Raw genomic sequence first — 25767 nt, 5'->3', positions numbered from 1 at the left:
CCTTTGCTCCGGGCAGGTAGCTCTCGGTAATCGTGACGCAACTCACCGTGCACATACCCAGCTTTGCCATGCCCAAAACCGGCGGCGACTCGAGCAGACGGGGCGTAAGCGCGTGTATGTGGTGATGGTGGCTCCCGAGTGTGCCCCGGTGGCGCAGGCCGGCGGACTCGGGGAAGTGGTCTTCGGGCTGAGCCGGGAACTGGAGATCCGCGGCAACGCGGTGGAGATCATCCTGCCGCGGTATCGCTGCATGCGGGACGACCAGATCTACGGGATGTCGGTGTCGTTCCGGGACCTGTGGGTGCCCTGGTACGGCGGGGCGATCCGGTGCACGGTGTGGTTCGGCTTCGTGCACGGCCGCAAGTGCTACTTCATCGAGCCGCACTCGGCCGACGGCTTCTTCGAACGCAACAGCTACTACGGCGACGACGACGACGCGCTGCGGTTCGCGTTCTTCTGCAAGGCCGCCCTGGAGTTCATGCACCAGGCCGGCAAGCGCCCCGACATCATCCACTGCCACGACTGGCAGACCGCGCTCGTCCCGGTGCTGCTCTACGAGCAGTACCAGCAGGGCGGCATGTGGGACCAGCGGGTGTGCCTGACCGTGCACAACTTCCGGCACCAGGGACTGTGCGGCGAGGAGGTGCTGCACGCCACCGGGCTGCAGCCGGCCGAGCGGTTCTGGGCCCGCGAGCGGCTCGCCGACGACCAGCGTCCGGGCGCGCTGAACCTGCTCAAGGGCGGCATCGTCTACTCGAACTTCGTCACCACGGTCTCGCCGCAGCACGCGTGGGAGGCGCAGTGGACCGACCAGGGCGCCGGCCTCCAGGAGACGCTGCACCAGCACTGCGGCAAGTATGGCGGCATCCTCAACGGGGTCGCGTACGACGTCTGGAATCCGGAGATCGACCCACTGCTCCCGCAGACCTACTCGGCCGACGACCTGGACGCCAAGTACGGCAACAAGAAGGTGCTCCGCGACCGGTTCTGGCTGGCCGACGCGTACAAGCCCATCGTGGCGTACGTGGGCCGCCTGGACGAGCAGAAGGGCATCGACCTCATCCAGCACGCCGCGCACTACGCGTCCCGCAACGGCGCCCAGTTCGTGCTGCTCGGCACGTCCACCAACCCGGAGACCAACGAGCGGTTCCACCGGCTCAAGGGCGAGCTGAACGACAACCCGGACTGCCACCTGGAGCTCAGCTACAGCCCCGAACTGGCCCACCTGGTCTACGCCGGCGCCGACATCCTGGTGATGCCCAGCCTGTTCGAGCCGTGCGGCCTGGCCCAGCTGACCGCGCTCCAGTACGGCACGGTGCCGGTGGTCCGGGCGATCGGCGGCCTGTGCGACACGATCTTCGACCGGGACTTCTCCGACCGCCCGTGGCACGAGCGCAACGGGTACATGTTCCACCAGCCCGACGCACCGGCCCTGGAGTCCGCGCTGAGCCGGGCGATCGGCCTGTGGCACGACTTCCCGGACCAGTTCCGGGAGCTGATGGCGACCGGCATGCGGCAGGACCACTCCTGGTCCGGCGCCGGCTGGCACTACCTCAATGTCTACGAACTGATCAGGCAGAAGTGTTGACACCTTCCCCGCCGCGATGCCGGGCCTCGTTTCACCACCATCGGGGTCATGTCACACAAGCTAGCGATCTATTCGCTGAATTCGGAGGCGGCACGCGGTATGGCCGTAACCTCCGTTTCCTCGCGGGTTCTGACCTCAAGGACCGGATTACCACGGAGGAGATCCGATGACGCAGATTCCGGAATATGTCGACGGACAGCTCAATCTCGCTGGCGCCGAGTCGCTGGTGGCCAAGACGGTGGAGGCGGTGGCCGGCGCGCCGGTCGACCGCGCGTCGTCGCTCGATCTCGGCGGCATCGACAGCGCGTTCGCGATCGCGCTGCACATGCACCAGCCGCTGATCCCGGCGGGCGGCGACGACACCCGCACCGCGGACATCATCAGCAACCTGCAGTGGATGATGTGGCACCAGGACATCGGCGACAACCACAACGCGCCCACCTTCCTGTGGTGCTACAAGCGGATGGGCGAGTTCATCCCGCAGTTGCTCGGCGAGGGCAAGCGCCCGCGGGTGATGCTCGAGTACTCCGGCACGCTGCTGCACGGGCTGCGCCGGATGGGCGCCGACGACGTGCTCGACGCGCTGCGCGGGATCACCGTGGGCGAGGGCCGCGACGCGGTCGAGTGGCTGGGCTGCCCATGGGGGCACGCCGTCGCGCCGTCCACCCCGGTGCAGGACTTCCGGCTGCACGTGCGGGCCTGGCAGCAGCACTTCGCGGCGCTGTTCGGCACCGAGGCACTGGCCCGGGTGCGCGGCTTCAGCCCGGCCGAGATGGCACTGCCGAACCACCCCGATGTCGCGTACGAGTTCGTGCGGACCCTGGTCGACTGCGGCTTCACCTGGGTGCTGGTGCAGGAGCACACGGTCGAGACCCCGGACGGCGGGCCGGTCCGCACGCCGCACCTGCCGCACCGGCTGGTCTGCACCAACTCCAAGGGCGAGACCGCCGAGATCGTCGCGGTGATCAAGACCCAGGGCAGCGACACCAAGCTGGTCGCCCAGATGCAGCCCTACTACGAGGCCCGCGGGCTGCAGCCGGTCGAGCTGGCCGGCCGCCGGGTGCCGCCGCTGGTCACCCAGATCGCCGACGGGGAGAACGGCGGCGTGATGATGAACGAGTTCCCGGGCAAATTCCATGAGGTGGTACGGGAGTGCTCCGGCACCCGGACCCCGATGGTCACCGCGACCGAGTACCTGGACCAGCTGTTCGCCAGCGGCATCAAGCCGTCCGACCTGCCCGTGCTCCAGCCGGTCAACCAGCACCGGATCTGGCAGAAGGTCAAGGCCGGCGTGGGCCCGAAGCGGCTGGCCACGGCGATCGAGAAGCTGCGTGCCGAGGACGACCGCTTCCACGTCGACGGCGGCAGCTGGACCGACAACATCTCCTGGGTGCGCGGGTACGACAACGTGCTCGCCCCGATGGAGCGGGCCAGCTCGCTGTTCCACGAGAAGGTGCTCAAGAAAAAGGTGTCCACCGAGGACCCGCGTTACCGGGACGCCCTGTTCCACCTGCTCACCGCCGAGACCAGCTGCTTCCGCTACTGGGGGCAGGGGGTGTGGACCGAGTACGGCGAGGAGCTGTCCCGCCGGGCCATCGAGCGCGCCGAGAGCGTGCGGTGACCCGGGTGCCGCACGAGATCCACCACGCGCTCGTCCTCAACCTGCACCAGCCGGCCGGCAACCTGGACGAACTGCTCGACCAGGATTCCTGGGAGGCAACCGAGATCCTGTACGCCCTGGACCGCATCCCGCGCGCGCTGTGGCGGCACGAGGAGCGCGCCCGCGTACACCTTGCTCTGTCTGGCACTTTGCTGGAAACACTGTCCTCGCCCGGGTTCCAGGAACGGGTGTACGGGATCGTGGACTGCGGGTCGCTGCTCTGGTACCTGCAGAACACCCGGATCGTGCGGCCGCTCGGCACCGGCTACTACCACCCGGTGCTGCCGCTGATCCCCGAGGCCGACCGGGCCGAGCAACTGGCCCGGTGGCGCGGGATCGGCGAGCACCTGTTCGCGCGTACCACCTTTGCGGGTTTCTGGCCTCCCGAGATGGCCTTCAGCATGGAGCTCATCCCGCTGTTGCGCCGGTTCGGCTACCGGTACGTGCTGGTCGACAGCGAACACGTCGAGCCGGTCACGCCGATGAGCTGGGAGCAGCTGCGGTACCGCCCGCACGTGGCCCGCTACGGCGGCGACGAGATCGTGGTGGTGGTCCGCGACCGGGAGCTGTCCGACGCGCAGGAATCCGGGATGGACGCCGGCTGGTTCGCCCGCGAGGTGCAGGAACGGACCCGCTGGTGCGACACTCCCCCGCTGCTCACCACGGCGACCGACGGCGACAACGGCGGATGGTTCCGGGACACCTCGGCGGGCGCGAACTTCTGGTCCGGCTTCCACGACGACCTGATGACCGGCTTCGCCGACCGGATCCGGCCGGCGTTCGTCGAGGACTATCTGGACGCGTACGGGACCCACGGCGAGGTGACCGTACGCACCGGCGCCTGGAACACGGGATGGCACCACGGGACGGGATTCACCCAGTGGACCGGTTCGCAGGCCCAGCGCGACGCCCTCGACCGGGTCGGCCGGGTGAGCGCGCTGGTGCATGCGGCCCCTCGGGAAGATTCACTGTGGCCGCTGCTGCGCGCGCAGACCAGCTGCCACCTCTATTGGGGCGAGGCGTGGGTGCCACGCTGCCACGAGGATCTCGACCGCGCCGAACGGGCCGTGTATACGGGTTGACCACGGTCGCGCATCCGCGCAGGCTGCGGTCTGTGCGGATGCATGACGACGAGATCAGGGTGCCGCTGCCGGCCGTACGGGATTTGGTGTCTTCGCAGTTTCCGCAGTGGAGTGGCATGCCGGTGACGCGGCTGCGGTCGCAGGGCACGGTCAATGCCATCTTCCGGATCGGGGATTGCTTGACCGCGAGGTTCCCGTTACAGCCGACGACCGCCGGCCGGCTCGAGAAGGAGGCGGACGCCGCCCGGGAACTGCTGGGCCGCACCCGCTTCGCCACGCCCGCGCCGGTCGCGATCGGAGCGCCGGGCCCGGGCTATCCCCTGCCGTGGTCGGTGCAGACCTGGGTGCCCGGCGAGGTGGCCACGTCCGCGGACCCCGGCCGGTCCACGTTTTTCGCGCGCGACCTGGCCGAGTTCATTCAGGCGGTACGCACCATCGACACCCGGGGACGCCGGTTCGGCGGTGGGGGCCGCGGCGGCCACCTGCCCGACCATGACGAGTGGCTGGAGACGTGCTTCCAGCGCAGCCACGACCTGCTGGACGTGCATCCGCTCCGCCGCCTGTGGCAGAAGCTGCGCGAACTCCCCCGCGGCGACTACCCCGACACGATGACGCACGGCGACCTCATCCCCGGCAACGTGCTGGTCGCCGCCGGCCGGCTGACCGGCGTCCTGGACGTGGGCGGACTGGGCCCCGCCGACCGCGCCCTGGACCTGGTAGGAGCGTGGCACCTGCTGGAGACGGGCCCGCGCCGGGAGCTGCGCGACTACCTGGACTGCGACGACCTGGAGTGGGAACGCGGCCGGGCGTGGGCGTTCCAGCAGGCGATGGGCGCGGGCTGGTACTACCGCCACACGAACCCGGTGATGTGCCGGATGGCGCTGCGCACCCTGGCCCGGATCACCGGCCCGTGAGGCATGCTGACCCCATGCAAGCCGTCCCCATGCAATCCGTGTACGAGGCGGCCGGCGGCACCGAGGGGCTGGTGCGCCTGGCCGCCGCGTGGCACCGCCGGGTCCTGGCCGACGAGGTGGTGAGCCACGCCTTCAGCCACGGCTACCACCCCGACCACACCGAGCGGCTGGCGGCGTACTGGGCCGAGGCCCTGGGCGGCCCCCCGACGTACTCGGAAACCTACGGCGGCGAGACCGAGGTCGTCCGCATGCACAGCGGCAACGGCCCACACGAGGAGATGGACCGCCGCGCCATAGCGTGCTTCGACCAGGCCCTGACCGACGCCGGCTTCACCACGGACCCGCTGCGCCGGGCCTTGCACGACTACTTCGCCTGGGCAACCACCACGACGATGTCCCGCTACCACCACTCGGCGGACGACGTCCCGGCCGGGCTGCCCATCCCCCGCTGGTCCTGGGACGGCCTGCAGCCTTGAAGCTCCTGACACGATCTCTACGCGGTCCATTTGATCAAGCGGCGCCGAGGCCGGCCGGGACGTCCGGGGACCGGTGGGTAGCAGTCGAGCAGATCGAGAGCACGGCTGATGTCGGGGACGTTCGCGCCGCTGGTCAGGACGTAGACCGGGGTGCCGTTGCCGTCGCAGATCAGGTGGTGCTTGGAGCCGGGTTACCGCGGTTGACCGGCGACGGCCCGGTTCCAGCGCCCCCTTTTTCGCGTCGATGTGACTGCCGTCCATCGCCGCTCTCGACCAGTCGATCCGGTTCGCCGCGTTCAGCGAACGAGCCTGATCTTCACCTCGCGACGCCGATCATCATCGATTCAACAGATCGTGTTAGGAGCTTCAGCCCGGCCAACTCGCGCTTGCCGAGCCACCCCCACCGAACGCGTCGCAGATCGTGCGGGAGAGAGTGCGGTGCAACGCGCATGTCAGCGCTCACGTAATTCGGTTCTGGCGATGATCTTGTGGTGGTCGGCGCAGGCGTGTCTCCGCCCATCCTATATGGACTGTGGTAGCTGACCGCGGTGCGATCTTGAGCGGCTGTTGCCGCACTTGGCGGAGGTCACGATCGACCAGATTCACGAGGCCGGCGGCCGGATCGTGATCGAGGCCCGGTCTGGACGGGACCGGGCTGCTTGCCCGGACTGCGGCACAGAGTCGGGGCGGGTGCACGGCCGCTACCGCCGGCAGTTGGGCGACACCGCGCTGGCCGGGCGCCCGGTCGTGATCCGTCTGCTTGTGCGCCGCATGCTCTGCCTTCGGGCCGGGTGCGCCCGGGCCACGTTCGTCGAGCAGATCCCCGGCCTGACCAGCCCGCATTCCCGATACAGCCCGCCGCTGCGCAAGGCGTTGACCGCGATCGGGGTCGCTCTGGCTGGCCGGCCCGGTGCCCGGCTGGCCCGGAGGCTGGGCATGCCCGTTGCACACCCAACTCGCCGGTGTTCTCGCCAGCTGTCCCGAATTGCGCGCCGTCGCCGACCACGTCCGTGACTTCGCCGACCTCATGAACAAGCGCCGCGGCGACGGCCCGCCCGACTGGATGCTGCGGGTCACGGCCGACAACCTACCCGCCCTGCACTCCCTGGTCACGGGCCTACGGCGCGACCTGGACGCGGTCATCGCCGGCCTGACCCTGACCTGGAGTTCCGGCCCTGTCGAGGGCGCCGTGAACCGAATCAAAACAATAAAACGATCGATGTACGGCCGGGCCGGCTTCGATCTCCTACGCCGCCGGATCCTGCTCAGCGCCTAACGATCCGGACCACAAGATCATCGCCAGAACCCGTAATTCCCCACTCTGTCGCTCAAGTAATTCCCCAGGTGGACCCAGACCGACAAAACTGATATGTGTCTTGCATTCCTGGTCAGCTCAGTCGATTACTGGTTCCTCCGTTCGCCGGAGGAAGTTGTGGACGCGTGCCGGTACGCGGAACCGTTCGTCGTTATAGCGGGTGCGACTTTCGGCGGCGGTGTCGGGGTCGGCGGTGATCGCGGCGAGCTGGTCGAGTTCTTCGGCCAAGATGTCGTCGATCGGTGCGTCGGGTTCGGGCATTGCGCCCCAGACGTCCCAGGGCAGCAGTTCCATCTTGGCGAGTGCGGCGACGTCGCGTATGAGGTTGCCGGCGATCCACCACGATCCCGATTGGTCCTCGCCTCCGAGGCCGCAACGGGAGGGGTCGAGTTCGCCGTTGCGGTAGCTGATCCAAGCGTCGCCGGCTACGGCGAATTGTTCCCGGGGGACGTTGTCGGGAGTGAAGGTGATGCCACGTGCCGCGCGGAGTTCGGGGGTGAGCTGGGCGTCGGTGAGGATCCAGCGTGACGTGTCTGCGTTCCAGTATTCGGCTACCCAATGGTCGCCGTAGAGACCGGGGGTGAAGTACTTGGCGAAGCCGCAGCGGGCTCGGGCGGGGATGGCGTGTGCGCGTAGTGCGGCGACGGTGATGAGCGTGAAGTGGCGGCAGCACCCGGTCAGTCGATGTGCCGGGGGACGCGGTTCGGTGAGTGGTCGTGAATCGGCGGTGAGGAGGTGGGCGAGGATTTGATGGGTTGTGCGGAGGTGGGCGGTGGTCGATTGCGCAGCTCCTGTTTCGTGGATCAGGAGACCTTGGACGGCGAGGATCAGGTCAGGCAGTGTGGACGGTAGCGCGGCCAAGGCTGCCGTCGTGCCGGGCCCGCCCGTTGTCAGTGGCCCGGGTTCGGCGTAGCTCTCGAGTTGGTTCTGCGTGGTCATCCGCCGGCTCCGATCTGATGGTGCGCGGAGCCTACGGAGATTTTCGGCTGATTTTCAACATTTCTGACGGTGTGATGCCGTCCGGTTGAGGACCTGGTCACACGCTATTCACCGGTGCGCCTGAAATATCGCCCGCCGGCGAATCCAGGGTCCGAGGCAGCGGCCGAGGGCCGGGGCCAGAGCGTTGGCCCCGGATGTGCGGATCTGCCGCATCGTCTGTTCGTGGTGCTGGTGCGGGGTGGGCCTGCCCCGGGTTCCGCGGCAAGCAGCCATCGTCCAGTCAGGCCCAAGCGATGCGACCTGCAGCTGCAATGCTGGGACAGAAGTTTCATCAGCCAGTTCGTCGAGAGCCGGGTCGCCGGCCGCTATGCGCAGGCCCGGATCTGCGGGGTCGGGTGGGCTGATCAGCCGGGCCGTCGACCGTACCGGGGCTGGAGAACGACACCGAAGGTGCTGCGGGCCGGGAGGGCTGGGGTGGCGGCCATTGTGACGCCGCGATCTGTGCTCCTGTGACTGGCAGCGTGGGCGAGATCTGGTCGAGCAAGCGTTGCGCCAGAGTAGCCTCGATCTCGAGGTCAGCGCTGATGCGAACATCGGCGGCGGTCGCCAGATCCACGACGTCGTCGCTGGTGAACGCATCCGCTCCAAGAGTGCTCAGGCGCCGCGCGAACTCCTGCACATTGATCATTTGCAGCCTCATCCTCGGATTGCTAAAGATCCACCGTAACCCCCACTTTGGGTCGGCTGCTCCTGTGTCAACTGCTCGGGCCACCGCGGCCAACAGCGGTGCCAGCTGCTCAACGAACCGCAACTCCTCGGTGAGCTATCGCGTGCGGCCGGCAGGGCCGTCACACTCGGCGCAACCCCGTCGGCCCGCGACGCGCGGAAGTAGCCGATGTGAGTGCGTCGAGAAGCGTCGAATTCCACTCAGTCGCTCATCGATTACTGTCGGAAATGCCGGCCCTTGTGCGACCGATCGATCTCACCGAAGATCGGAGTCGGATGGAGACGATCCGGACTCGGAGGAGTTGTTCACGAGAAAGTCATCTGGTTTCTGGATGCGGTCCGGTATTTGTGGAGCCTTGCCGTCGCACGACTGCTGGAAGTCGCGGTAGATGCGCGCGGCGTGCCGCTGCGCCTTGCCGTGGTCGCGGCCGCGCTGCTGGGCGCGGCGGAATGCGTCACGTTCGGGTGAATGGTTCCGAGCCTTGGTCCGGTCCCGCATCGCAGCCAATTCGGCCGGGCTGAAGAATGAGAGTTGAGCCATACCATAATCATCCTCCGCGCCAGTCGTCAAGTGTAAGGAAAAGCTAGTGCCATTCCTATTTGACCACCACTGAAATGCCGCCTTGCGCGCTCATGCAGAGAGGGCAACTGCCCACGCGATGCCGTGAGATTCGGTCACTGGAGAAAAGCCGGATCATCGAAGCCCATGTCCCGCATCCTGTCCGCAGCGAAGACGACCATGATCTCGTCGCCCGGAATGAAGACACGATGCATCTGGGGGAACTGTGGAATGGCGGCGACGAACCACACCGCCCCGGCTTCGAAGTCCACCCGCAGCGCGGTCGGCACGTCGACCGTGTACGCGGCTCCGACGATAGTGCCGTCGGAGCGCCGGCTCGGCCCGATTTCCAACCTCTCCCAGTGGAAGGCGCCGCCGTGGATGGGCGAACCGATAACGGGTCCCCAAACACCGAGATGATCGACATTCGGGCCGACCCGCTGCGGGCCGCCTTCGCCCAAAACTAAGTGATCCGTGATCGGCTCGTGGAACACTTCGACGCCGTACGGGTCGGCGCAGTCGACTACCGGCCCGCTTCCTGATCTCACGTTCCTCATCTTGTCCGGCCAGCCGCTTGCGGGCATACCCTTTTTCACGTGCCCGACCGGCCCGTTCGGTCGCGGTTGACGTGTTGGCAAACACGTGGCTGGGCGGATGGTTGCGGTTATCGCGCCCACTGGCGCGGTCAACCCTCCACGCCGTCCGGCGAGACGAACAACCTACTTCGAGTCGACTCTCAAGGATCACCTGTGGGGTCAGGTATGCCGCCGCAACCGGAGCGAACCCCGCCATGGGGAATTGGGGCCGTCACGGTGCCGCTGGTGGGCAACGCAGCGCTGTCTGGGGTCCTCGCGCTTCTGGTGTGGCGACTAATGACCCGTCCCGCCGACGTCTCTCATCGCAGCGAGAACGGGCGACGTGCGAACCAGCGTCGCGTTGGTTCGCTCCAGCCGGCGCCCCAGTGAATGAGCTGTCAAAGGATCCCGTCGTCGACCTGTTCCAGGATGAGCGACCACCACCCGGCTTCGGCGGCGGGTTCGTCGATCTCCCTCAAAGTCTCCTTGAGCTGCTTGATACGGGCTTTACGGTCCTCCCGCTTGCCGGCGGCAGGCTTGATCTCGCCACGGCGGAACGCGGCGAGTTTCTCGGCCATCTGTTCGGCGGTGTACGTCGCTGGTGGTGGATCGTCGGTGGTCGCGAAGAACTCGCCGAACGAGTCCAGGAACCGGCGCAGCGCAGCGACGGAGGAGTTCATCGGCGCCCGGCTGCCGCGGTCCGGGGAGTACGACCACACCGCGCCGGCGCTGTCGAGCCCGACCAATTCGGTGGTCGGTTCCCACACGTAGCCGATGACTGACAGCCGCTCGCCGTCCACGGTGACCTCAGCCGGCACGGTCGTGGTGTCCAGCACGACGCCGAGGGCGGCTTCGTTCGATACGTTCACCCCGACGAGGCTACGGCCAGGACGAACCCTGCGAACGCTGCAACCAACGCAGTCGAGCAGCAGCCATCTGAACGCCTTGAACGTGCCGGCCGTGGGCGACGATCATGGCCTCGATGACACGGCTCAGGATCGGGGATTTTCGGCGAGCTCCAGTAGCTCGGGTAGCAGCCTGGCCGCGTCTGAGCGGTAGCGCCAGTAGCGCCAGAGCGTCACGGCGACCAAGGCGAGGATCACGACTGGAATCCCGAAAAGGAGCGCGACCGCGAGCGGACCGCCGATCCAATCGGCGAGCTGTAGCAGTGCCGTCACGAAAACAGTCACGGCGATCACGCCGAGGGCCGCCTGGCACAGCGATTCCAGCCATTCCCAGTCTTCGTGCACGGTGTTCAGGGCGACGCTGCCGAACGCTACGGCGGCCGCTCCCACGACGAGCCAGGACGGCCAGACCGGGCCGCCGGCGCTGGTGAAGAACGCGGCGACCAGCCGGTATCCGCCGATAATCACCAGAGCCAAGATGTAGCCGGCGGCCAGGCCGCCGACGATTTGGCCGAGCCGGGTCGGCTCGGGCGTCTTCCGGCGGGCCGCAACCCAGCCGCTCTCGTCGATGCGCGGCGCGCGCCTCTTCACCAGGGATCGCAGGGTGGCGTGAATCACCGATCTGGGCAGCATCGCGAGCATCTGGCTGTGCCGGGGGTCCGCGATTTTCGCGAGGGCTTCGGCGACGTCCCGGCGGGCGGGCGGCGTCAACGGATCGTCCAGGCGCCGATCGATGGCATCCACGGTCGCCGCCGACTCATCAAGCGACGCGGCCCGGCGCCGCCGGAGCGGGAGGTCCAGCGAGCGCACGAACTCCGTCCAGCGCGACACTCGGGAGACCTTGGCGGAGTTGACGACGCCGATCACGGCCAGCGGCAGAGCCAGGCGCCAATCGACTGTGACGACGTCCTCCGGTATCGGCTCGGTTCCGGTCTTGAGCAGGGCCGCGACGTATCCGAGCACGACCGGCAGCGCAGTGGAGCCGTCCGCGGCAAAAGCCGCCGTGACCCCACGGCCTCCGGCGAACGGTTCGAGCACCCATTGGTAGCTGTCAGCGAGGGCACGTGCGTTGTCGTCGAGGGTCAGCTTCTCGCGGCGGACGCGACGGATCATCTCGACGGTCGCCTCGTCGCCCGTCCGGGTGGCCAGCCGCCACGCCGCGCGTTCGGCGACGGGCCCCGATCGACCCAGCAGCTCGACCATCGTCAGCGTCGCGTCCGGAGTGCCGATCAGCGCGATCACGTCGACCGCCGCGGGCGAGCCGCTTCTCGCCGACGCCGCGAGGGCTGACAGCGCCACCTGGCCCATCCGCAAGATTGGAGCCATCGCCGTCCGGTCGGCCTCGAGCAGGGCGACGAGAAGGTCAGCCGCGTCGGCCAGGTTGGTCACGGCGAGCGCGTCCCGGGCCCGCGACCGCAGTGGTTCGGCCGCGCTGAGGGCCGCCTCGCGCAGCCACGCGTACAGCGCCGGCCCGGAGTAAAGCTCCTGGCCGGCGAGCTGGCCGGCAACGTCGATTATCCGCTGCTCGCATGACGGCGCGGCGAGCCGGGGAGTGAAGTGGTCCACCAGGCGCTGCGCGAGGGCCGGGTCGACCTCGGCGGACTCGGTGAGTATCTCCAGGGCGAGCAGTTGGTGCCGGGGGTCGCCGCTGCCGGCGAGCTCGGCCACCAGCAGGGTCGCCAGGGCGCCCGAGGCGCCCGCCCAGAGCAGCACGGTCTCGTTCCACTCGTCCGGGTCGGCGACGTAGCGGGCGGTCAACGCCTCGGGGCGGTCGCCCAGACGTTGTGCGGCCAGAGCATCCCGGAAGGTGGCGTGCCGGAATCGGTACCGTAGGACGCTCAGGCCGGCCGGTTCGAGCAACTGGCTGCGCTCGACGAACGTGGCGAGCAGGTCCTCACCGCGCCGGTCCTGTCCACGTTTCTCCAGCCATTGGCCGAGGTACCGGATCAGCTCGCCGCGGCCGATCGTCACGTGATCCGGGCCGAACTCGCCGTCGATAAGGCCGAGCGCCAGGTCGCGCAGCGCCTCTCGCTGATCGGCGGGCGAGAAGCGCGCCGGCGAGCCGGCAACGGCGTTGCGTTCGTCCCGCTCGGTCAGCAGATCGATCGCCACTCCGTAGAAGTCGGCCCGCGAGACAGGGATCGGCAGCGGGCCGGCCGGCGTCGCCGCGGTGTTGGCGTGGACGTACGCGATGATGGTCAGCAGCAGCGGATTTCGGGCCATCCTCAGCAGAGCGGGCCGCCCACGGAGGATTTCGACGAGGCGGGCCTCCCCGCCGCGCAGGAACCCGAGCTGCCGCAGCAGGCGGAGCATCGCCGCATCATCGAGTTCCGCGATGGCGACGTGGCTGAACGGCTGGCCCATGTGGGTCAGCTCGCCGGCGTAGGCGGCCTCCCTGCACGTCACGACCATCCGGCAGAGGGGATAGTCGCGGCTGAAGTCCCGCAGCGCTACGACCGCCTGGTCGCGGATGCCGGCTGGCACCTCGTCGAGACCATCGAACAGGAAGAAGAACCGCCCTCGCCGGCGGGCCGCCGCCAGGCGGCGGGGCGGTCGGCCGATCCGGCTGCGCTCCATTTCCCGGACCACCAGCCCGCCGAGGTCGCCTGAGGTTTCGCCGAGGCGTTGCAGATCCACCAGGATCGGTACGTCACGCCGCCGCCACCACCCCGGCGCCCGGGACCACTCCAGCAGCGTGTGCTTGACCAGCATTGACTTGCCGGCCCCGGCCGGGCCGAGAATCACCAGCCGGCGCAGCCGTCCGAAGGTGGCGCTCACCCGGTCACGGCGGCCGCTTCCAGGGTCGTACTCGACCGGCTCGTAGACCCCGGTCACGTCGACCGAGCGGCCGAGGAAGCCGACCGAGTGGTACCGGTACCACTCGCGCAGGCCGAGTCGATAGCGGCGCAGCCCGCCGAGCCCGAGCGCGTCGAAGGCGTAGTCGACGCCGCGCTCGCCGACCCGGGCGAGCGCTCCGGTAAGCACAAGCAGCAGGACCGCGCCGAGGATTGCCCAGTAGCCGTTGTGCACTGTCCACCGTCCATCGCGATCGACCCGCGTGAGCCAGCATAGTGGTCCGCGCGCAGATCCAATGTGGAGACACGTCGTTCGGCGATGGGAAACGTCAGAAGCGGAACTGGGCCAGCAGGGTGCGCAGTTCGGCGGACATCCGGGCCAGTTCGGCCGTGGCCTGCTGGGTCTGGGTCACGCCCTGGGTGGTCTGCTGGGCGGCCTGGGCGACCGTGGCCGCGTTGTCGGCGATCTGGCCGGCGCTCACGGCGGTGTCGGAGACGCTGCGGTTCATCTCGGCCGTGGTGGCGGTCTGTTCCTCCACGGCGGAGGCGATCGTGGTCTGGTAGTCGTTGACGCGGGCGATCACCTGGCTGATCTCGTCGATGGCTTGGACCGCGCTCTCGGTTCCGGCCTGGATGGCGTCTACCCGGCGGACGATGTCGTCGGTGGCCCGGGCGGTTTCCTGGGCCAGGTCCTTGACCTCGCTGGCGACCACCGCGAACCCCTTGCCGGCCTCGCCGGCGCGGGCGGCCTCGATGGTGGCGTTGAGGGCCAGCAGGTTGGTCTGCTCGGCGATCGCGGTGACCGCCCGGACCACCTCGCCGATCTCCCGGGACGACTCGCCGAGCGACGTGATGGTGGTGTTGGCGGCCTCGGCGGCCTGCACCGCCGACCCGGCCACGGCCGCGGCCTCGCTGGTCGAGTGGGCGATCTCGCGGATCGACGCGCCCATCTGCTCGCTGCCCGCCGAGACCGTCTGCACATTGCTGGAGACGTCGCCGGCGGCGGTGGAGACGGCATGCGCCCGGGCGGTGGACTCCTCCGCGGACGCGGCGATCTGCGCGGACGTCACCGACATCTCGTCGGCCGCGGCTGAGAGGGACGCCGACGACTCGTTGATGGTACGCATCATCGCGCTCAGCGACGCCGTGCTGCGGCCCAGCGCCTGCGCCACCGCGGCGATCTCGTCGCGGCCCTCGACCGTGAGCGGGGTGGCCAGGTCGCCGTCGGCCAGCAGGTCCACCCGGCGGCGGACCCGCTCGACCGGGCCGGTGATGGACCGGGTGACCAGGACGGCGAGCACGATGGCGACGAGCGCTGCGATGGCGCCCGCGCTCCAGACCACGACCGTGCCGGCGTGCTGGGCGTCGGCGGCTTCCTGCCGGGCGGCGGCGGCCTCGGTGCCCGCGGCGGTGGCGGCGTCGTCGAGCAGCCCGGCGATCTGCTCGAACAGTTCGATCTCCCGGCCGATGACGAGGGCGTTGGCCTCGGCCGCCGAGCGGGCGTCGCGCTTCGCGTACAGCGTCGCGATCTGCTCGTCCACCGTCATGAACTCGTCGAGCAGGGTGGTGATCTGCTCCAGCTGGCCGTGGCTGGAGGCTGGCGCCACCTGGTCCGCCGCGGACGTGGCGTCCCGGAAACGCTGCACCGAGTCGAGGAACGCCTTGCGGGACGGTCCGTCGTCGGAGGCGGCGTTGCGCTCACCGCGTACGGCATCGAAGGCGTACGCGGTCTGCCAGCCGTTGAAGTCGGCCGAGCCGAACTTCGCATCCTTGATCAGCTCGACGACCCGCTGCGCCCGCTCCATCCGGAGCGTGGCGGCCTCCACCTTCGCGGACGAGACCAGCGCGGAGGCCATGACGACGAGCAGGAGCACGACGAGAACGGTGAAGGCCGCGGCGAGACGGACGCCGATGCGGACCCGGTTGAATACGGTCACACCGTACTAATCGACCGGCGCCGTGGCTAAGTGAGAATCTGAGCGAAATTCGCCGGCATCTAGCCCGGGGCCGGCTAGTCCCGGCGTCGCGCATGCTCTCGCCGCGTCCGGCTCGGCCGCCGGCGACCTGGTGTCCGCGACGTCGAGGTAGTGCTGGTTGAACATCACTCCGAGCACATTGCCGAACGGGTCGAGCACCGACGCGGTGACGTATCCGGGCCCGCGCTCGGTCGGCCGGTCGTGCTCGCTGGCGCCGAGGTCGAGCAGCCGCCGGTAGGCCGCCTCGACGTCGTCGACCGCCCAGTAGATGACGGCTCCACCCGCGGCCGGCGTGTGCGGATGCGGCGCGAAGCGGGCGTTCAGCAGCCCGAACTCGTGCCGGAAGTCGCCGATCCGCCATTCCAGGTACGCGGGCTCGCCGCCGGACTCCCGCACGAAGTACGGCTCGGTCGCGAACACCCGGGTGTACCAGTCGCGGGCGGCGCGCATGTCGTCGGCGAAGAACGTGGTTGTCGTAAGTCCTCTCAACATGCTCTCGATCCTGGTAGTTAAAGTGCTCACCTTCTGCGCACTTTTTCTGCGAACCTTGCCGGCATGCGTGCCGATCGTCTCGTCGCCGTCCTGCTGCTGATGCAGGCCCGCGGCCGGGTCACCGCCGCCGAGGTGGCCGCCGAACTGGAGGTCTCGGTGGCGACCGCCCGGCGAGACCTGCTGGCCCTCTCGACGGCCGGCATCCCGGTCTATCCGCAGCCCGGCCGGCACGGCGGCTGGTCCCTGGTGGGCGGTGCGCGCACCGACCTGAGCGGCCTGTCGGCCGGCGAGGCGCAGGCGTTGTTCGTGCTGCTCGGCCCGGCCGCGGCGGGTGGTTCGGAGTCAGCCCGGACGGCGCTGAGCAAGCTGCTGCGCGCGCTGCCCGCGACGTTCCGCACCGACGCGGCGGCCGCGGCCGCCGCCACCCTGGTCGACCCGGCGAGCTGGGGCGAGCGCGACCGTCCCCGGCCACCCGCGGTGGTCGAGGTGCTGCGCGACGCCGTTGTGCACCGGCGCCGGATCGGATTCACCTACCGGGATGCCTCCCGGACGGCCGACCCGTGGGGCGTGGTGGACAAGAACGACGTCTGGTACCTGATTGCCGGCACGCCCCGGGGCCGCCGCACGTTCCGCGCCGACCGGATGACCGACGTTGCGCCGACCGGCGAGACCTTCACCCGCCCGGCCGGCTTCCGTCTCGGCGAGGCGTGGGACGAGGTGGTCGGCGAGGTCGAGGACAAGCGCTCCCGCACCTGGGCCACGCTGCTGATCGAGGAACGCTTCGCCTGGGTGCTGCGCGACCACTTCGGCCGGCACTGCCACGTGCTGACGGTCCTCGACGACGGCCGCGCGCAGGTCCGGGTGGGCGCGCCGACCCCACGCGACATAGCGCGCACCCTGTCCGGCTGGGGTGCCGGCGTGCAGGTTCAAAATCCGGCAGAGGTACGCGCGGAGCTGGCCCGCATCGGCGCGGAGCTGACCGCCCTGTACGCGAGCTAGGGGGCGGGTACCGCGAGCACCGCCATGGCGGCCGCCCCCGCCTACGCCGCGGGCCGGCCGGCGCGCCGCCGTGGTCGGCCTCCCCCGAACCTGGCGGGCCGACCTCGGCTTCCTGGCCGGACTGTCGATCCTGGCGCCGCTGCTGCACATTGGGCTCGACTGATCGGGCTGGTGCTCGCGGCCGGCCTGGGCCTGGCGTGGTTCAGCGGCTTCGTGCCGCCGTCGTTCGCCGCGCTGCTGACCGTGCTCACCCTCGGCCTGGCCGCGGTCAGCCGCTTCGCCTCCGCGCGGGCGGCCCTCACCAGCGGCATCGTCGCCTGGCTGGCGCTCACCGCGACGTTCGTGATCACCTCCCGGACCGCCGAGAGCCGCTTCGAGGCGATGCTGGCGGACCGCTTCCCGGACGCCCGCACACTCGACGTGGTGCTGACCCCGATGCCGGCCAACCCGGTCTGCCGGGAGGTTCTCGCGGTCCAGAAAACCCCCAACCAATTTGTCGTACGCCGAGCGTTCCACTCGCTGGTGCCCGGCTGGTGCCCGTCGCCCAGGAGTCCACCGACGAGGTCGCCTGGAGCGGCGAACTGGCCGTCGACGTAGCCCTCCTCGACACCCTCGCCGGCGAATACTGCGCGGTCGAGGCCCTGCTCCAGTTCGCCCGGGCCCCGTGGGCCGCGCCCACAGCCGACGGCTGGGTGGCCGGTGACCTGCGCTACGACCGCGAACCGGGACTGGGCCTGGCCGAGGTTGAGGTCGGCCCGTCGAAGGACGAATGCCCGCACCGGCCGGCCCCGTGGGTGCCGCCCAGCGATGCCGGCGCTGATGCCCGTCGCGGTGCAGGCGGCGTCCTGGGGGCGCTGGCTGGGGCCTTGGCGCTGGGCGGAACGCCGACGAGTCACGAATGGGCGTGGGGCGGGGCCGGAATCGTCCTGGCCCTGCCCGCCGTGGCGCTGGCGTCGTGGTCCGGGCCGGCCGACGGCTTCCGCACGACCGATGTCGCCTACGGAGCCGGCGCCGGGCTCGGCTTCGGCCTCCTGTTCGTCGCCCTGGACCGTGCCGGTACCGGGGCGGGTGCCTGGGCCCCTGCTCCCCGGCCAGCTCGTGGCCCTGGTCATCGTGGTGGCGACCGCCGTTCCCGCGGTCGTCCGGCTGCACCGGCGCCGCCAGCCGTCGAAGGTCGCAACCGCAGCCAGCGGGCCGGCCGGCGCCCACAGCAGGTGTGCGCACCAAGATCGGGACGTGGCCGAGGCCGTCCGCTAGCCGAGCGAGCGGGAGCGGGTCAGCAGGTGCAGCGTCGCCCGGTGGAAGGCGGCGCGTTCGGCCGCGGTCCACGAGTCGGTCATGGTGGCGAAGACCTCCTCCTGCCACCGGTGGGCGGCCGCCAGCAGGTCCGATCCGGCGCCGGTCACCGTGACGGTGCGGCGGCGGGCGTCGGCCGGGGACGGGTGGGTGGCCAGATAGCCCTGGTCGACGGCCCGGGTGACCATCCGCGACGCACCGGACTGGTCGACGCCCAGTTCGGTGGCCACGTCGTTGACGGTCACCTCGTCGCGGGCGCTCAGGGCGTGGACGGCCTCTACCACCAGGACGTCGGCGGGGGCGTTCGTGCGGCGGGCCCAGTGCCGGACGAACTGGAAGACGGCCTCGCCGGGGCCCGGCTCGGTCACGAGCCCTCGGTGGCGGCCAGCGCCGTGTAGAGGTGGGCGAAATCCAGCGCGGCCTCCAGGTCGGGGAAGCGCAGGGCCGCCGAGACCCGGGCGCCGGTGGTGCGGAAGACGGTGGCGACGGTGGCCCAGTCGTCGCTGCCGGGCCAGCGGGCGGCCTGTTCGACGACCATGACGCGGTCGGTGATCGGGTGGTGCGACGCCGGGCGCAGTTCGATGCCGGAGCGCGTCACCCAGTCCGCGAACTCGCCGGGCGTGATGCGGGCGGCGCCCTGCGGGCCGCTCACCACGACCGGGTCGCTGGCTGTCTCGCGTACGGCCGAAAGGTTGTGGGTGTTGACCGCCTCGTGCCAGCGGTCGACCAGTGCTCGGATGTCCACCGCAGGATTATATGCGAATCGCATACGTTTATGCGACGCAGAACTCGTTGCCCTCCGGGTCGGCCATCTGGACGTGACCGAACTCGGTGCCGTACCACTGCTCCCGGACCTCGGTGGCACCCAGCGCGACCAGGTCGCCCACCTTGGCGCGGATCAGGCGCCCGCGCTCGGGCAGGTCCCACGGCGGCTCGCCGGCCACCCGGATGTCGATGTGCAGGCGGTTCTTGGCGGTCTTGCCCTCCGGCACACGCAGGAAGCCGATCGCAGGGCCCCGGCCGTCCGGATCGATGATCGAGGCGCCGTCGGGCTCGTCGTAGCCGGGTTCGGGAAGGTAACCCAGCGCCCGGGACCAGAAGTCGGCGAGCCGGTGCGGGTCGGCGGCGTCGCAGCCCAGCGTCCAGTGCATGGCCATGGCCGACACGTTATCGCAGCGTGCGAAGGTGGGCGCATGACGACGCCCGCCCAGCTGCGCAAGTTTGCCCGCTCGCTCGCGGAGACCCATCAGCAGGACAACATTTTTGCCGTACGCGACAAGCGGTTCGCCGCTCTCGGCGGGGGCAACGAGGTGACCCTGCACCTGCCGGCGGCGGACGCGGAAGACTTCCTGGCGGCGCACCCGGCCGGCCGCCGAGGGGCGCGCGGGACGGTGCGGATCGGGCTCGCCGACCTGGACGGGCAGCAGCTCAACCACTGGGTCTGGCTGGCCTGGCGGTCCTGCGCGCCCCGAGAGCTCACCGAGCCGCCAGCAGCGGCCGCCGACCTGCCGAAGGCGATCGGACAGCCGGCCACCCGGGCTTTGGCGGCGGCCGGCATCACCACGCTGGCGCAGGTGGCCGGATACACCGACGCCGAACTGCTGGCCCTGCACGGCGTGGGGCCCAAGGCGATCGGCATCCTTCGCGCGTCCTTGATCCGATAGCCGGGACCGGCCGCGCTGGCGAGACTGTCGGAATTCAGCGCACCGCAAAGGTATTTGACCCGGACACCGCTCCGTCTTGTCTGGCAGGTGGGCGCCGCCTCTGCAATTCCAGACCACGGACGAAGGGTCCATCACATGCCGAACAACAGCTGGGACGCCGCGATCAACGATCTGTTTCCGGCGGACGACAACACCGAGGACTTCGCCGAGTCGGTACCGAAGGGTGCGGCGTTCGACGTCGTGGCCAAGGTGGAGATCGGGCGGAACCTCATGCAGTTCGCCGACGCCGACCTGCTCTACGTGTCGGTCGCCAACGTGAGCAAGTCCTCGATCCTCGTGACCGAGAAGCTGCCGCGCACCATCAAGCCGGAGGACAAGAAGCGCAACGACACCCTCCGGGTCGACATCAAGCCGGGCTGGGTGGCCGACGTGGGCGACGTGCTCCAGGTCACCGCGTCCTACAAGGCCGAGGCCGGAATCCACACCGACTTCTCGTCCGCGCAGAGCGGGCTGTTCGTGGTGGTCGACGCCTGACGAAACCGGTGGTGCGGGTCGCATGGCCCGCACCACTTCGCCGCACTGTCCCGATCCGCGTGAGGGGGCATCCCGATGGAAGTGGTCGACGCGGCCGCCTGGGAGGCGCTGACCGACCGGTACACCAACCTGCTCTGGTCGATCGCCCGCAGCATGCGGATGAGCGACTCCGACGCCGAGGACGCCGTGCAGACCACCTGGCTGCGTCTGGTCGAACACCTCGACCAGGTGCGCGAGCCGGAGCGGATCGGCAGCTGGCTCGCCGCGGTGCTGCGCCGCGAGTGCATCGAGATCCACCGCCGGGCCGGCCGGCTGCGGGTGGGCGAACCCGACGGCCGGGACGGCTGGGACGGCGCCGCCGCGGCGACCGACCCGCTCGACGACGCGGTACTGCGCGACGAGCGGGACGCCGCCCTGTGGCGCGCGTTCGGCGGGCTCAAGCCATCGTGCCAGCGGCTGCTCCGGGTGCTGATGGCCGACCCGCCGCCCAGCTACGCCGAGGCCGCGGCCGCCCTGGACATCCCGGTCGGCAGCATCGGCCCGACCCGGCAGCGCTGCCTGAAGTGCCTGCGCGGCCTGCTCGACGGGGGGATCTTCGACGACCAGCCGGCGGCGCCCGAGCACCGCCCGACCGACCTGCGCAGGGGGTGAGGGCCGTGGACGAGCCGCTGCTCACCGCCCTGCGGCGGATCGCCGCCGAGATCGACGGGCCGACCTCCGCGGTGTACGCCGCGGCCCGCGCGGCCTACCTGACCCGCAACCTGGACGGTGAGATCGCCGTCCTGATCGGGGACTCCCGGTCCGCGGTCGATTCCGGCTTCGCCGTGGTGCGCTCCGGGCCGGATGAGGCGCAGGGACGCTGGCTGCTGTCGTTCTCCGGCGGCGGGGTGCAGATCGACATCGAGGTCGAGGAGGAACCGGCCGGGCTGCGGCTGATCGGCCAGTTCACCGGCACCGCGGACGGCGAGTGCTGGCTGGACTCGGCCGGCGGGCGCCGGCTGCTCGACGTCGACGAACTCGGCCGGTTCCTGGTCCGGGACGTCCCGCACGGTCCGGTCCGGCTGCGCTGTACCTCGTCCGACGGCGCGCCGGTGACCACCGCGCGGGTGACGATATGACCGGCCGGCAACCGGCCTCACCGGCCGAGCGCGACGAAGGCGAGCGCGGTGGCGGCCGCGACCGGTTCGCCCTGCTCGGCCGCGCAGGCGGTCCGCCGCGCCGACGCCAGCGCCGATCCGAACGACGCGCCCGCGCGCAGCGCGTCGTGGACCTCGGCCATCAGCGGCGCGGCCGCCGCGTCGTTGACCGGCACCACGCTGGCGATCAGGCTGCTCGTGCCCAGCGGCACCAGCACGCTGATCATGCCGAGCAGCTCGTCGCCGGCGACCGGCGCGGCCACCCCGGACTCGCAACTGGACAGGATCATCCGGTCCGGCGCCCGCCGGAGCCGGCCCAGGTCGTGCACGGTGAGCGGCCCGTCGTCCAGCCGCAGCGACGAGAACAGCGGGTTCTCCGCCTGGAACACCCCGTGCGCCGCGATGTGCGCGGTCGCCGCGCCGTCCATCGCGTCCAGCACCCGGGCGGCGGTGGCCCGGCCGGCGCCGAGCACCGTGGCGTCGCGGTACCCGGCCGCGATCCGGGCGGCCTCGGTCTGGTTGCCGGGCAGCCCGGGACCCACCACGACCACCGTGCGCCCGCGCCGCCGGACCGGCCGCTGCCGGGTGCGCAGCCAGACCGCGGCCGACGGCGCGACGCACCAGGAACGTTCGGCCAGCGCCGGCAGCATGGCCCACGGGACGGCGTGCAGCGGACCGGGCGGGACCACCACCGCCGGATACTCGCCGAGGTCGGTGACCGCCGGGCCGAGCAGGACGGCCTGCAGGCGGGCGCCGGCCTGCGCCAGCCGGTCCCGCGCGCCCGGCGGCGGCCGGCCGCGGGCCAGCCGGCGCAGCATGAACCGGGCCAGCTCCACCTCGCGGACGGCCGCCTCGACCGGGCCGACCACGTGCAGGCGCACCCGGCGGGGACGCGCGGTCACCGCGTGCAGCACGCCGTCCACCGCCACCAGCTCCACCAGCACGCGGTCGCCGAGGCCGGCGAGCGTCTCGGGCACGGTCGCGGCGCCGGCCGGACCGCCGCCGCCGGCCGTCACCCGCAGAGTGCGGGCCCGGATCTCTCGTTCCAGCCGCCGCCGCTGCTGCTCCAGCTGGGTGACCGGCCCGCCGGCCGCATGGGCGTCGTCGAGCCGGCTCATCACCTCGCGGAAGGCGGCCAGCTCGGCGGCGAGTGCGCGGTCGTCCGGCGGGCGCGGGGACGCGTGGGTCAGTGCGCCGGCCCGCCAGCGTTCGCTCCAGGCCAGCAGCATCCGCGCGTCGTTGCGGCGCACCGCGTGCCGCTGCCCGATCGCGGCCAGTTCGGTGCCGTACACCGCGGCGTGCGCGCGCAGCTCGACAGCGCCGAGCCGCTGCTGGTGCTGGGCGGCGGCCAGCAGGCCCCGGCGGCAGGCACTCAGCGCCGCCGCGGTCGCGCCCCGCGCCTCCGCCCGCAGCGCCTGGGCCAGCCAGCCCTCGGCATGCCCGTACGCCGGTCCCCGCCGCCGGGACCGGGCGGCCCGCTCCAGGTTGCGGTCGGCCTCGTCGAGACGCCCGGCCACCGCGGCCAGCCGGCCGGCGAGCAGGTGCGCCGCCGGTGCCTCCTCGGCGCCGAGCTCCTCCAGCCGGTCGGCGATCCGGGCGGCCGCGACCCGCAGCCGGCCGTCCCGGCGACCGGCGTCGTAGCGCGACTGCACCAGCACGAACGCGGCCCGCGCCGCCCACCAGGACCGGTGCTGGTGGCGGAACAGGTCGCGGGCCTCGGCGGCGCGCACCGCGGCGTCCGCCGGCCGGTCCGCCGCCTGCGCCGCCTTGGCCGAGATGAACAGCAGCTCCGCCCGGTCGGAGGTGCGCCCGTTCAGCCGGGCCAGGCCGGCGTCCGCGGCGGCCAGCGCCTCCCGGGCGAGCCCGGCCACCAGCAGCACCGTGCAACGGTCGAAGACCAGGTCAGCGGTGAACGACCCGAGCCGGGTGTACCGGCTCTCCGCCTCGTCCAGGCAGGCCAGCGCGGCCGGCAGGTCACCGGCCTGCACCGCCACGTCGGCCCGGTTGTGCACCGCGGTCGCCGACTCCAGCTCCTGGCCGGCCTCGGTGAACAGCCGCTCGGCCACCACCAGGTCCCGATGCGCCCGGGCGGCCTGGCCGAACGTCGCGTACACGCCGAACCGGCTGGTGCGGGCGCGGGCCTCCCAGATGCCGTCGCCGGCCCGGCGCAGCAGCCGGACGGCCCGGCTGAGGTCGGCCAGCGCCTCCTCGCGCCGGCCCATCGCGGCCAGCTGGTAGCCGCGGCGCATCAGGGCCCGGCCGGCGTGCTGCCCGCGGGTGGCCGCCACCACCTCGTCGAGCACGGCGAGCCCGGCCGCGGTCCGCCCGGACATGGCCAGCGTGACGCCCAGCGTGCCCTGCACGTCGAGGGTGAGATCGCGGTCGCCGGTCGACGCCGCCAGTCGTAGCGCCACCCGCAGGTCGCGGATCGCGTCGGCGAAGCGGCCGTCGTCGCGCAGCACCACGGCCCGGGCCCGGTGTGCCATCGCGCCGCGCGCGCCACCGGCGCCGTCCGCGATCAGCCGGTCGGTCGTGGTGAGGGCTTCGACCGGCCGGGACAACGCGAGCCGCAGCAGCTCGTCGCCCTCGGGCACGCCCCAAGTCTAGGTATCCCGACCCCTACCGAGGAGTTGTCACATGCAGCCGAATCAGCCGTTGCCGGTTCCGGAGACCGCCACCACTCCCGCCGAGGCGCAGGTCGGCCTTCTGCTCGCGGAATACGGCGACTATGTGGAGCCCGGCCCGGAGAACTGGCCGGAGGTCGGAATCCACTACTTCGTCCGGAAACACTTCGTGCTGGTGCGCCGCGACCACGCGCGCCGGGCGCGGAGGCTGCTCGCCCGCGCCGGAATGGTGCCGGACCGGCGGCCGGTTCCCGAGGCCCAGGCACCCGACCAGCCGGCACCCGACCAGCCGGCACCCGACCAGCCAGCACCCGACCGGCCGGAGCCAGGCCGGGCGGAGGAGGCTCCGGCCGCGCTGCCGCAGGATCACGATGTCGCGTACGGCATGGAATGGATCCGGCTCGCCGGCCAGGTTTCGGTCTTCCAGGCGCTGCGCGTGATCCGCGAGGGCTTCACCGGCGACGGTGACGATCCGCGCCGGTCGGCCGCCGTCTCCGGGCCGGAACTGCTCGTCCACGCCGCGCACAACCACGGCACCGTCTGCCCGGCCGACGAACCGCGGCCGGTGCCCTGCCGCAAACGGCCCGAGCCGCCGATATCGCGCGACCGCGAGGCCGGCCGCGGCATCCGGGTCCTGGTCGTCGACACCGGACTCGACGCGGCCGCCACCGGCCTGCCGTGGATGGGCCAGATCATCGGCGACCCCGACCCCGGCATCATCCTCGGCAACCCGGCCGGCGACCGGACCATCCAGCGCTACGCCGGGCACGGGACCTTCATCGCCGGCGTGATCCGGGCGATCGCACCCGCGGCCGAGGTGATCGTCCGGGCCGGCATCCCGGCGCCGGTGCCGGGACACCAGCACCCGCCCGGCACCGCCTGGGAGAGCGAACTGGCCAAGTCCCTGGAGAAGTACCTGTTCCTGGACTCGCCGGACGTCATCAACCTGTCCGCGGGCACCTATGCCGACCAGGCCGGCGGGCCGATGGTGCTGAACGCCTTCAACGACGAGGTGCTGCGACGGTGCAAGGGCGTCGTGCTGGTCGCGGCGGCCGGCAACGACGGCGGGCGCCGGCCGTTCTGGCCCGCGGCCGCACCCTGGGCGGTGGGTGTGGGCGCACTGGCTGCCGATCTGCGCGGCCGCGCCACGTTCAGCAACTTCGGTGGCTGGGTGGACGCGTTCGCACCGGGCGAGCGGCTGGTCAACGCCTTCCCGGCGGGCCGGTACACCTATGACGAGCCACCGTTCCGGGGCGCCACCGAGGTGTTCCGCGGCCTGGCCCGGTGGAGCGGCACCTCGTTCGCGGCGCCGGTGGTGGCCGGGCTGATCGCGGCCCGCATGTCGCGCACCGGCGAGAACGGCCGGACCGCCGCCCGGGCGCTGCTCAAGCGGGCCCGGCGGCGGGCGCGGCGCGGTGTCGGCGCCATCCTGCTGCCACCCCCGCGGAGGCGGCGATGACTGACCTGGCCGCAATGCGTGATCTCGACTGCGAACCTGCTGTCGTGGAGCCG

Annotated in this window: 26 protein-coding genes; 15 read left to right on the top strand and 11 right to left on the bottom strand. The window is 71.1% G+C overall.

The window, feature by feature from the left end; all coding sequences use genetic code 11:
- Nucleotides 1-112: 112 nt before the first annotated feature.
- The 7 genes from Ari01nite_RS09925 (at nucleotide 113) to Ari01nite_RS49715 (ending at nucleotide 6996) form a co-directional block, all read left to right on the top strand.
- Nucleotides 113-1588: a glycogen synthase gene (locus Ari01nite_RS09925; RefSeq protein WP_203780833.1), complete on the top strand. Its 1476-nt coding sequence runs from the start codon at nucleotides 113-115 to the stop codon at nucleotides 1586-1588.
- Between the two features lie 166 nt (nucleotides 1589-1754).
- Nucleotides 1755-3209 (top strand): polysaccharide deacetylase family protein, encoded by a 1455-nt coding sequence (locus Ari01nite_RS09920; protein ID WP_203780832.1) that lies wholly within the window; start codon nucleotides 1755-1757, stop codon nucleotides 3207-3209.
- Entirely contained in the window at nucleotides 3206-4330 is a 1125-nt protein-coding gene (locus Ari01nite_RS09915; RefSeq protein ID WP_203780831.1) for a polysaccharide deacetylase family protein, read from the top strand. Before Ari01nite_RS09920 ends, Ari01nite_RS09915 begins: the two co-directional genes overlap by 4 nt.
- Before the next feature lie 116 nt (nucleotides 4331-4446).
- The gene (locus Ari01nite_RS09910; RefSeq protein ID WP_239162617.1) at nucleotides 4447-5244 is read left to right on the top strand and encodes an aminoglycoside phosphotransferase family protein; all 798 of its coding nucleotides are present in this window, start codon (nucleotides 4447-4449) and stop codon (nucleotides 5242-5244) included.
- Between the two features lie 14 nt (nucleotides 5245-5258).
- On the top strand, nucleotides 5259-5720 hold the full coding sequence (locus tag Ari01nite_RS09905) for a group II truncated hemoglobin (protein ID WP_239162616.1): 462 nt from the start codon (nucleotides 5259-5261) through the stop codon (nucleotides 5718-5720).
- 624 nt (nucleotides 5721-6344) lie between these two features.
- The gene (locus Ari01nite_RS51375) at nucleotides 6345-6734 is read left to right on the top strand and encodes a transposase family protein (RefSeq protein WP_369076764.1); all 390 of its coding nucleotides are present in this window, start codon (nucleotides 6345-6347) and stop codon (nucleotides 6732-6734) included.
- A 13-nt stretch (nucleotides 6735-6747) separates the two neighbouring features.
- Nucleotides 6748-6996: a transposase gene (locus Ari01nite_RS49715; protein WP_275410836.1), complete on the top strand. Its 249-nt coding sequence runs from the start codon at nucleotides 6748-6750 to the stop codon at nucleotides 6994-6996.
- A 117-nt stretch (nucleotides 6997-7113) separates the two neighbouring features.
- Here Ari01nite_RS49715 and Ari01nite_RS09890 read toward each other — a convergent pair whose 3' ends face one another.
- The 7 genes from Ari01nite_RS09890 to Ari01nite_RS09860 all read right to left on the bottom strand — a co-directional run bounded on the left by Ari01nite_RS09890 (nucleotide 7114) and on the right by Ari01nite_RS09860 (nucleotide 16002).
- Complete coding sequence (locus tag Ari01nite_RS09890) at nucleotides 7114-7974, bottom strand: transglutaminase domain-containing protein (RefSeq protein WP_203780827.1); 861 nt, start codon at nucleotides 7972-7974, stop codon at nucleotides 7114-7116.
- Between the two features lie 982 nt (nucleotides 7975-8956).
- On the bottom strand, nucleotides 8957-9241 hold the full coding sequence (locus Ari01nite_RS09885) for a hypothetical protein (protein ID WP_203780826.1): 285 nt from the start codon (nucleotides 9239-9241) through the stop codon (nucleotides 8957-8959).
- Between the two features lie 134 nt (nucleotides 9242-9375).
- Nucleotides 9376-9807 carry a hypothetical protein gene (locus Ari01nite_RS09880; RefSeq protein WP_203780825.1) on the bottom strand — a complete coding sequence of 144 codons (432 nt, stop codon included), beginning with the start codon at nucleotides 9805-9807 and terminating at the stop codon, nucleotides 9376-9378.
- Between the two features lie 425 nt (nucleotides 9808-10232).
- Entirely contained in the window at nucleotides 10233-10703 is a 471-nt protein-coding gene (locus Ari01nite_RS09875) for an SUKH-4 family immunity protein (RefSeq protein ID WP_203780824.1), read from the bottom strand.
- Between the two features lie 123 nt (nucleotides 10704-10826).
- On the bottom strand, nucleotides 10827-13769 hold the full coding sequence (locus Ari01nite_RS09870) for an NACHT domain-containing protein (protein WP_203780823.1): 2943 nt from the start codon (nucleotides 13767-13769) through the stop codon (nucleotides 10827-10829).
- A gap of 94 nt (nucleotides 13770-13863) precedes the next feature.
- Nucleotides 13864-15471 carry a methyl-accepting chemotaxis protein gene (locus Ari01nite_RS09865; RefSeq protein ID WP_239162615.1) on the bottom strand — a complete coding sequence of 536 codons (1608 nt, stop codon included), beginning with the start codon at nucleotides 15469-15471 and terminating at the stop codon, nucleotides 13864-13866.
- A 6-nt stretch (nucleotides 15472-15477) separates the two neighbouring features.
- Nucleotides 15478-16002 (bottom strand): VOC family protein, encoded by a 525-nt coding sequence (locus Ari01nite_RS09860; RefSeq protein WP_203780822.1) that lies wholly within the window; start codon nucleotides 16000-16002, stop codon nucleotides 15478-15480.
- 63 nt (nucleotides 16003-16065) lie between these two features.
- On the opposite strand from Ari01nite_RS09860, the gene Ari01nite_RS09855 reads away from it, so the two are divergent.
- The 3 genes from Ari01nite_RS09855 to Ari01nite_RS09845 all read left to right on the top strand — a co-directional run bounded on the left by Ari01nite_RS09855 (nucleotide 16066) and on the right by Ari01nite_RS09845 (nucleotide 18258).
- Complete coding sequence (locus tag Ari01nite_RS09855) at nucleotides 16066-17001, top strand: helix-turn-helix transcriptional regulator (protein WP_203780821.1); 936 nt, start codon at nucleotides 16066-16068, stop codon at nucleotides 16999-17001.
- 171 nt (nucleotides 17002-17172) lie between these two features.
- Nucleotides 17173-17598 (top strand): hypothetical protein, encoded by a 426-nt coding sequence (locus Ari01nite_RS09850; protein WP_203780820.1) that lies wholly within the window; start codon nucleotides 17173-17175, stop codon nucleotides 17596-17598.
- A gap of 471 nt (nucleotides 17599-18069) precedes the next feature.
- Entirely contained in the window at nucleotides 18070-18258 is a 189-nt protein-coding gene (locus Ari01nite_RS09845) for a hypothetical protein (protein ID WP_203780818.1), read from the top strand.
- Here Ari01nite_RS09845 and Ari01nite_RS09840 read toward each other — a convergent pair.
- From Ari01nite_RS09840 to Ari01nite_RS09830, 3 genes are read right to left on the bottom strand one after another with little or no spacing between them, the layout of a single operon-like run.
- Nucleotides 18255-18665: a MarR family winged helix-turn-helix transcriptional regulator gene (locus Ari01nite_RS09840; RefSeq protein ID WP_203780817.1), complete on the bottom strand. Its 411-nt coding sequence runs from the start codon at nucleotides 18663-18665 to the stop codon at nucleotides 18255-18257. The two genes, Ari01nite_RS09845 and Ari01nite_RS09840, sit on opposite strands and share 4 nt — an antisense overlap.
- Nucleotides 18662-19042 carry a hypothetical protein gene (locus Ari01nite_RS09835; RefSeq protein WP_203780816.1) on the bottom strand — a complete coding sequence of 127 codons (381 nt, stop codon included), beginning with the start codon at nucleotides 19040-19042 and terminating at the stop codon, nucleotides 18662-18664. The genes Ari01nite_RS09840 and Ari01nite_RS09835 overlap by 4 nt, the downstream gene beginning before the upstream one ends.
- Nucleotides 19043-19070: 28 nt before the next feature.
- Nucleotides 19071-19454 (bottom strand): VOC family protein, encoded by a 384-nt coding sequence (locus Ari01nite_RS09830; protein ID WP_203780815.1) that lies wholly within the window; start codon nucleotides 19452-19454, stop codon nucleotides 19071-19073.
- Between the two features lie 36 nt (nucleotides 19455-19490).
- Here Ari01nite_RS09830 and Ari01nite_RS49710 point away from each other — a divergent pair, with 36 nt between their 5' ends.
- The 4 genes from Ari01nite_RS49710 to Ari01nite_RS09810 all read left to right on the top strand — a co-directional run bounded on the left by Ari01nite_RS49710 (nucleotide 19491) and on the right by Ari01nite_RS09810 (nucleotide 21613).
- The gene (locus Ari01nite_RS49710; RefSeq protein ID WP_239162614.1) at nucleotides 19491-19961 is read left to right on the top strand and encodes a helix-hairpin-helix domain-containing protein; all 471 of its coding nucleotides are present in this window, start codon (nucleotides 19491-19493) and stop codon (nucleotides 19959-19961) included.
- Nucleotides 19962-20096: 135 nt separating this feature from the next.
- Nucleotides 20097-20495 carry a hypothetical protein gene (locus tag Ari01nite_RS09820; RefSeq protein ID WP_203780814.1) on the top strand — a complete coding sequence of 133 codons (399 nt, stop codon included), beginning with the start codon at nucleotides 20097-20099 and terminating at the stop codon, nucleotides 20493-20495.
- 75 nt (nucleotides 20496-20570) lie between these two features.
- Nucleotides 20571-21146 carry an RNA polymerase sigma factor gene (locus Ari01nite_RS09815; protein ID WP_203780813.1) on the top strand — a complete coding sequence of 192 codons (576 nt, stop codon included), beginning with the start codon at nucleotides 20571-20573 and terminating at the stop codon, nucleotides 21144-21146.
- Between the two features lie 5 nt (nucleotides 21147-21151).
- On the top strand, nucleotides 21152-21613 hold the full coding sequence (locus Ari01nite_RS09810; protein WP_203780812.1) for a hypothetical protein: 462 nt from the start codon (nucleotides 21152-21154) through the stop codon (nucleotides 21611-21613).
- 17 nt (nucleotides 21614-21630) lie between these two features.
- Here the strand turns inward: Ari01nite_RS09810 and Ari01nite_RS50835 are convergent, their stop codons facing one another.
- The gene (locus Ari01nite_RS50835) at nucleotides 21631-24225 is read right to left on the bottom strand and encodes a CHAT domain-containing protein (protein ID WP_203780811.1); all 2595 of its coding nucleotides are present in this window, start codon (nucleotides 24223-24225) and stop codon (nucleotides 21631-21633) included.
- 43 nt (nucleotides 24226-24268) lie between these two features.
- Between Ari01nite_RS50835 and Ari01nite_RS09800 the strand changes: the two genes are divergently transcribed.
- Nucleotides 24269-25714 carry a S8 family peptidase gene (locus Ari01nite_RS09800; RefSeq protein WP_203780810.1) on the top strand — a complete coding sequence of 482 codons (1446 nt, stop codon included), beginning with the start codon at nucleotides 24269-24271 and terminating at the stop codon, nucleotides 25712-25714.
- The last annotated feature ends 53 nt before the right edge of the window (nucleotides 25715-25767 follow it).

This window comes from Paractinoplanes rishiriensis (assembly GCF_016862375.1).
GTDB lineage: Bacteria > Actinomycetota > Actinomycetes > Mycobacteriales > Micromonosporaceae > Actinoplanes > Actinoplanes rishiriensis.
Note: the sequence above shows the minus strand (reverse complement) of the source record. Positions and strands in the feature narration are given on the sequence as shown.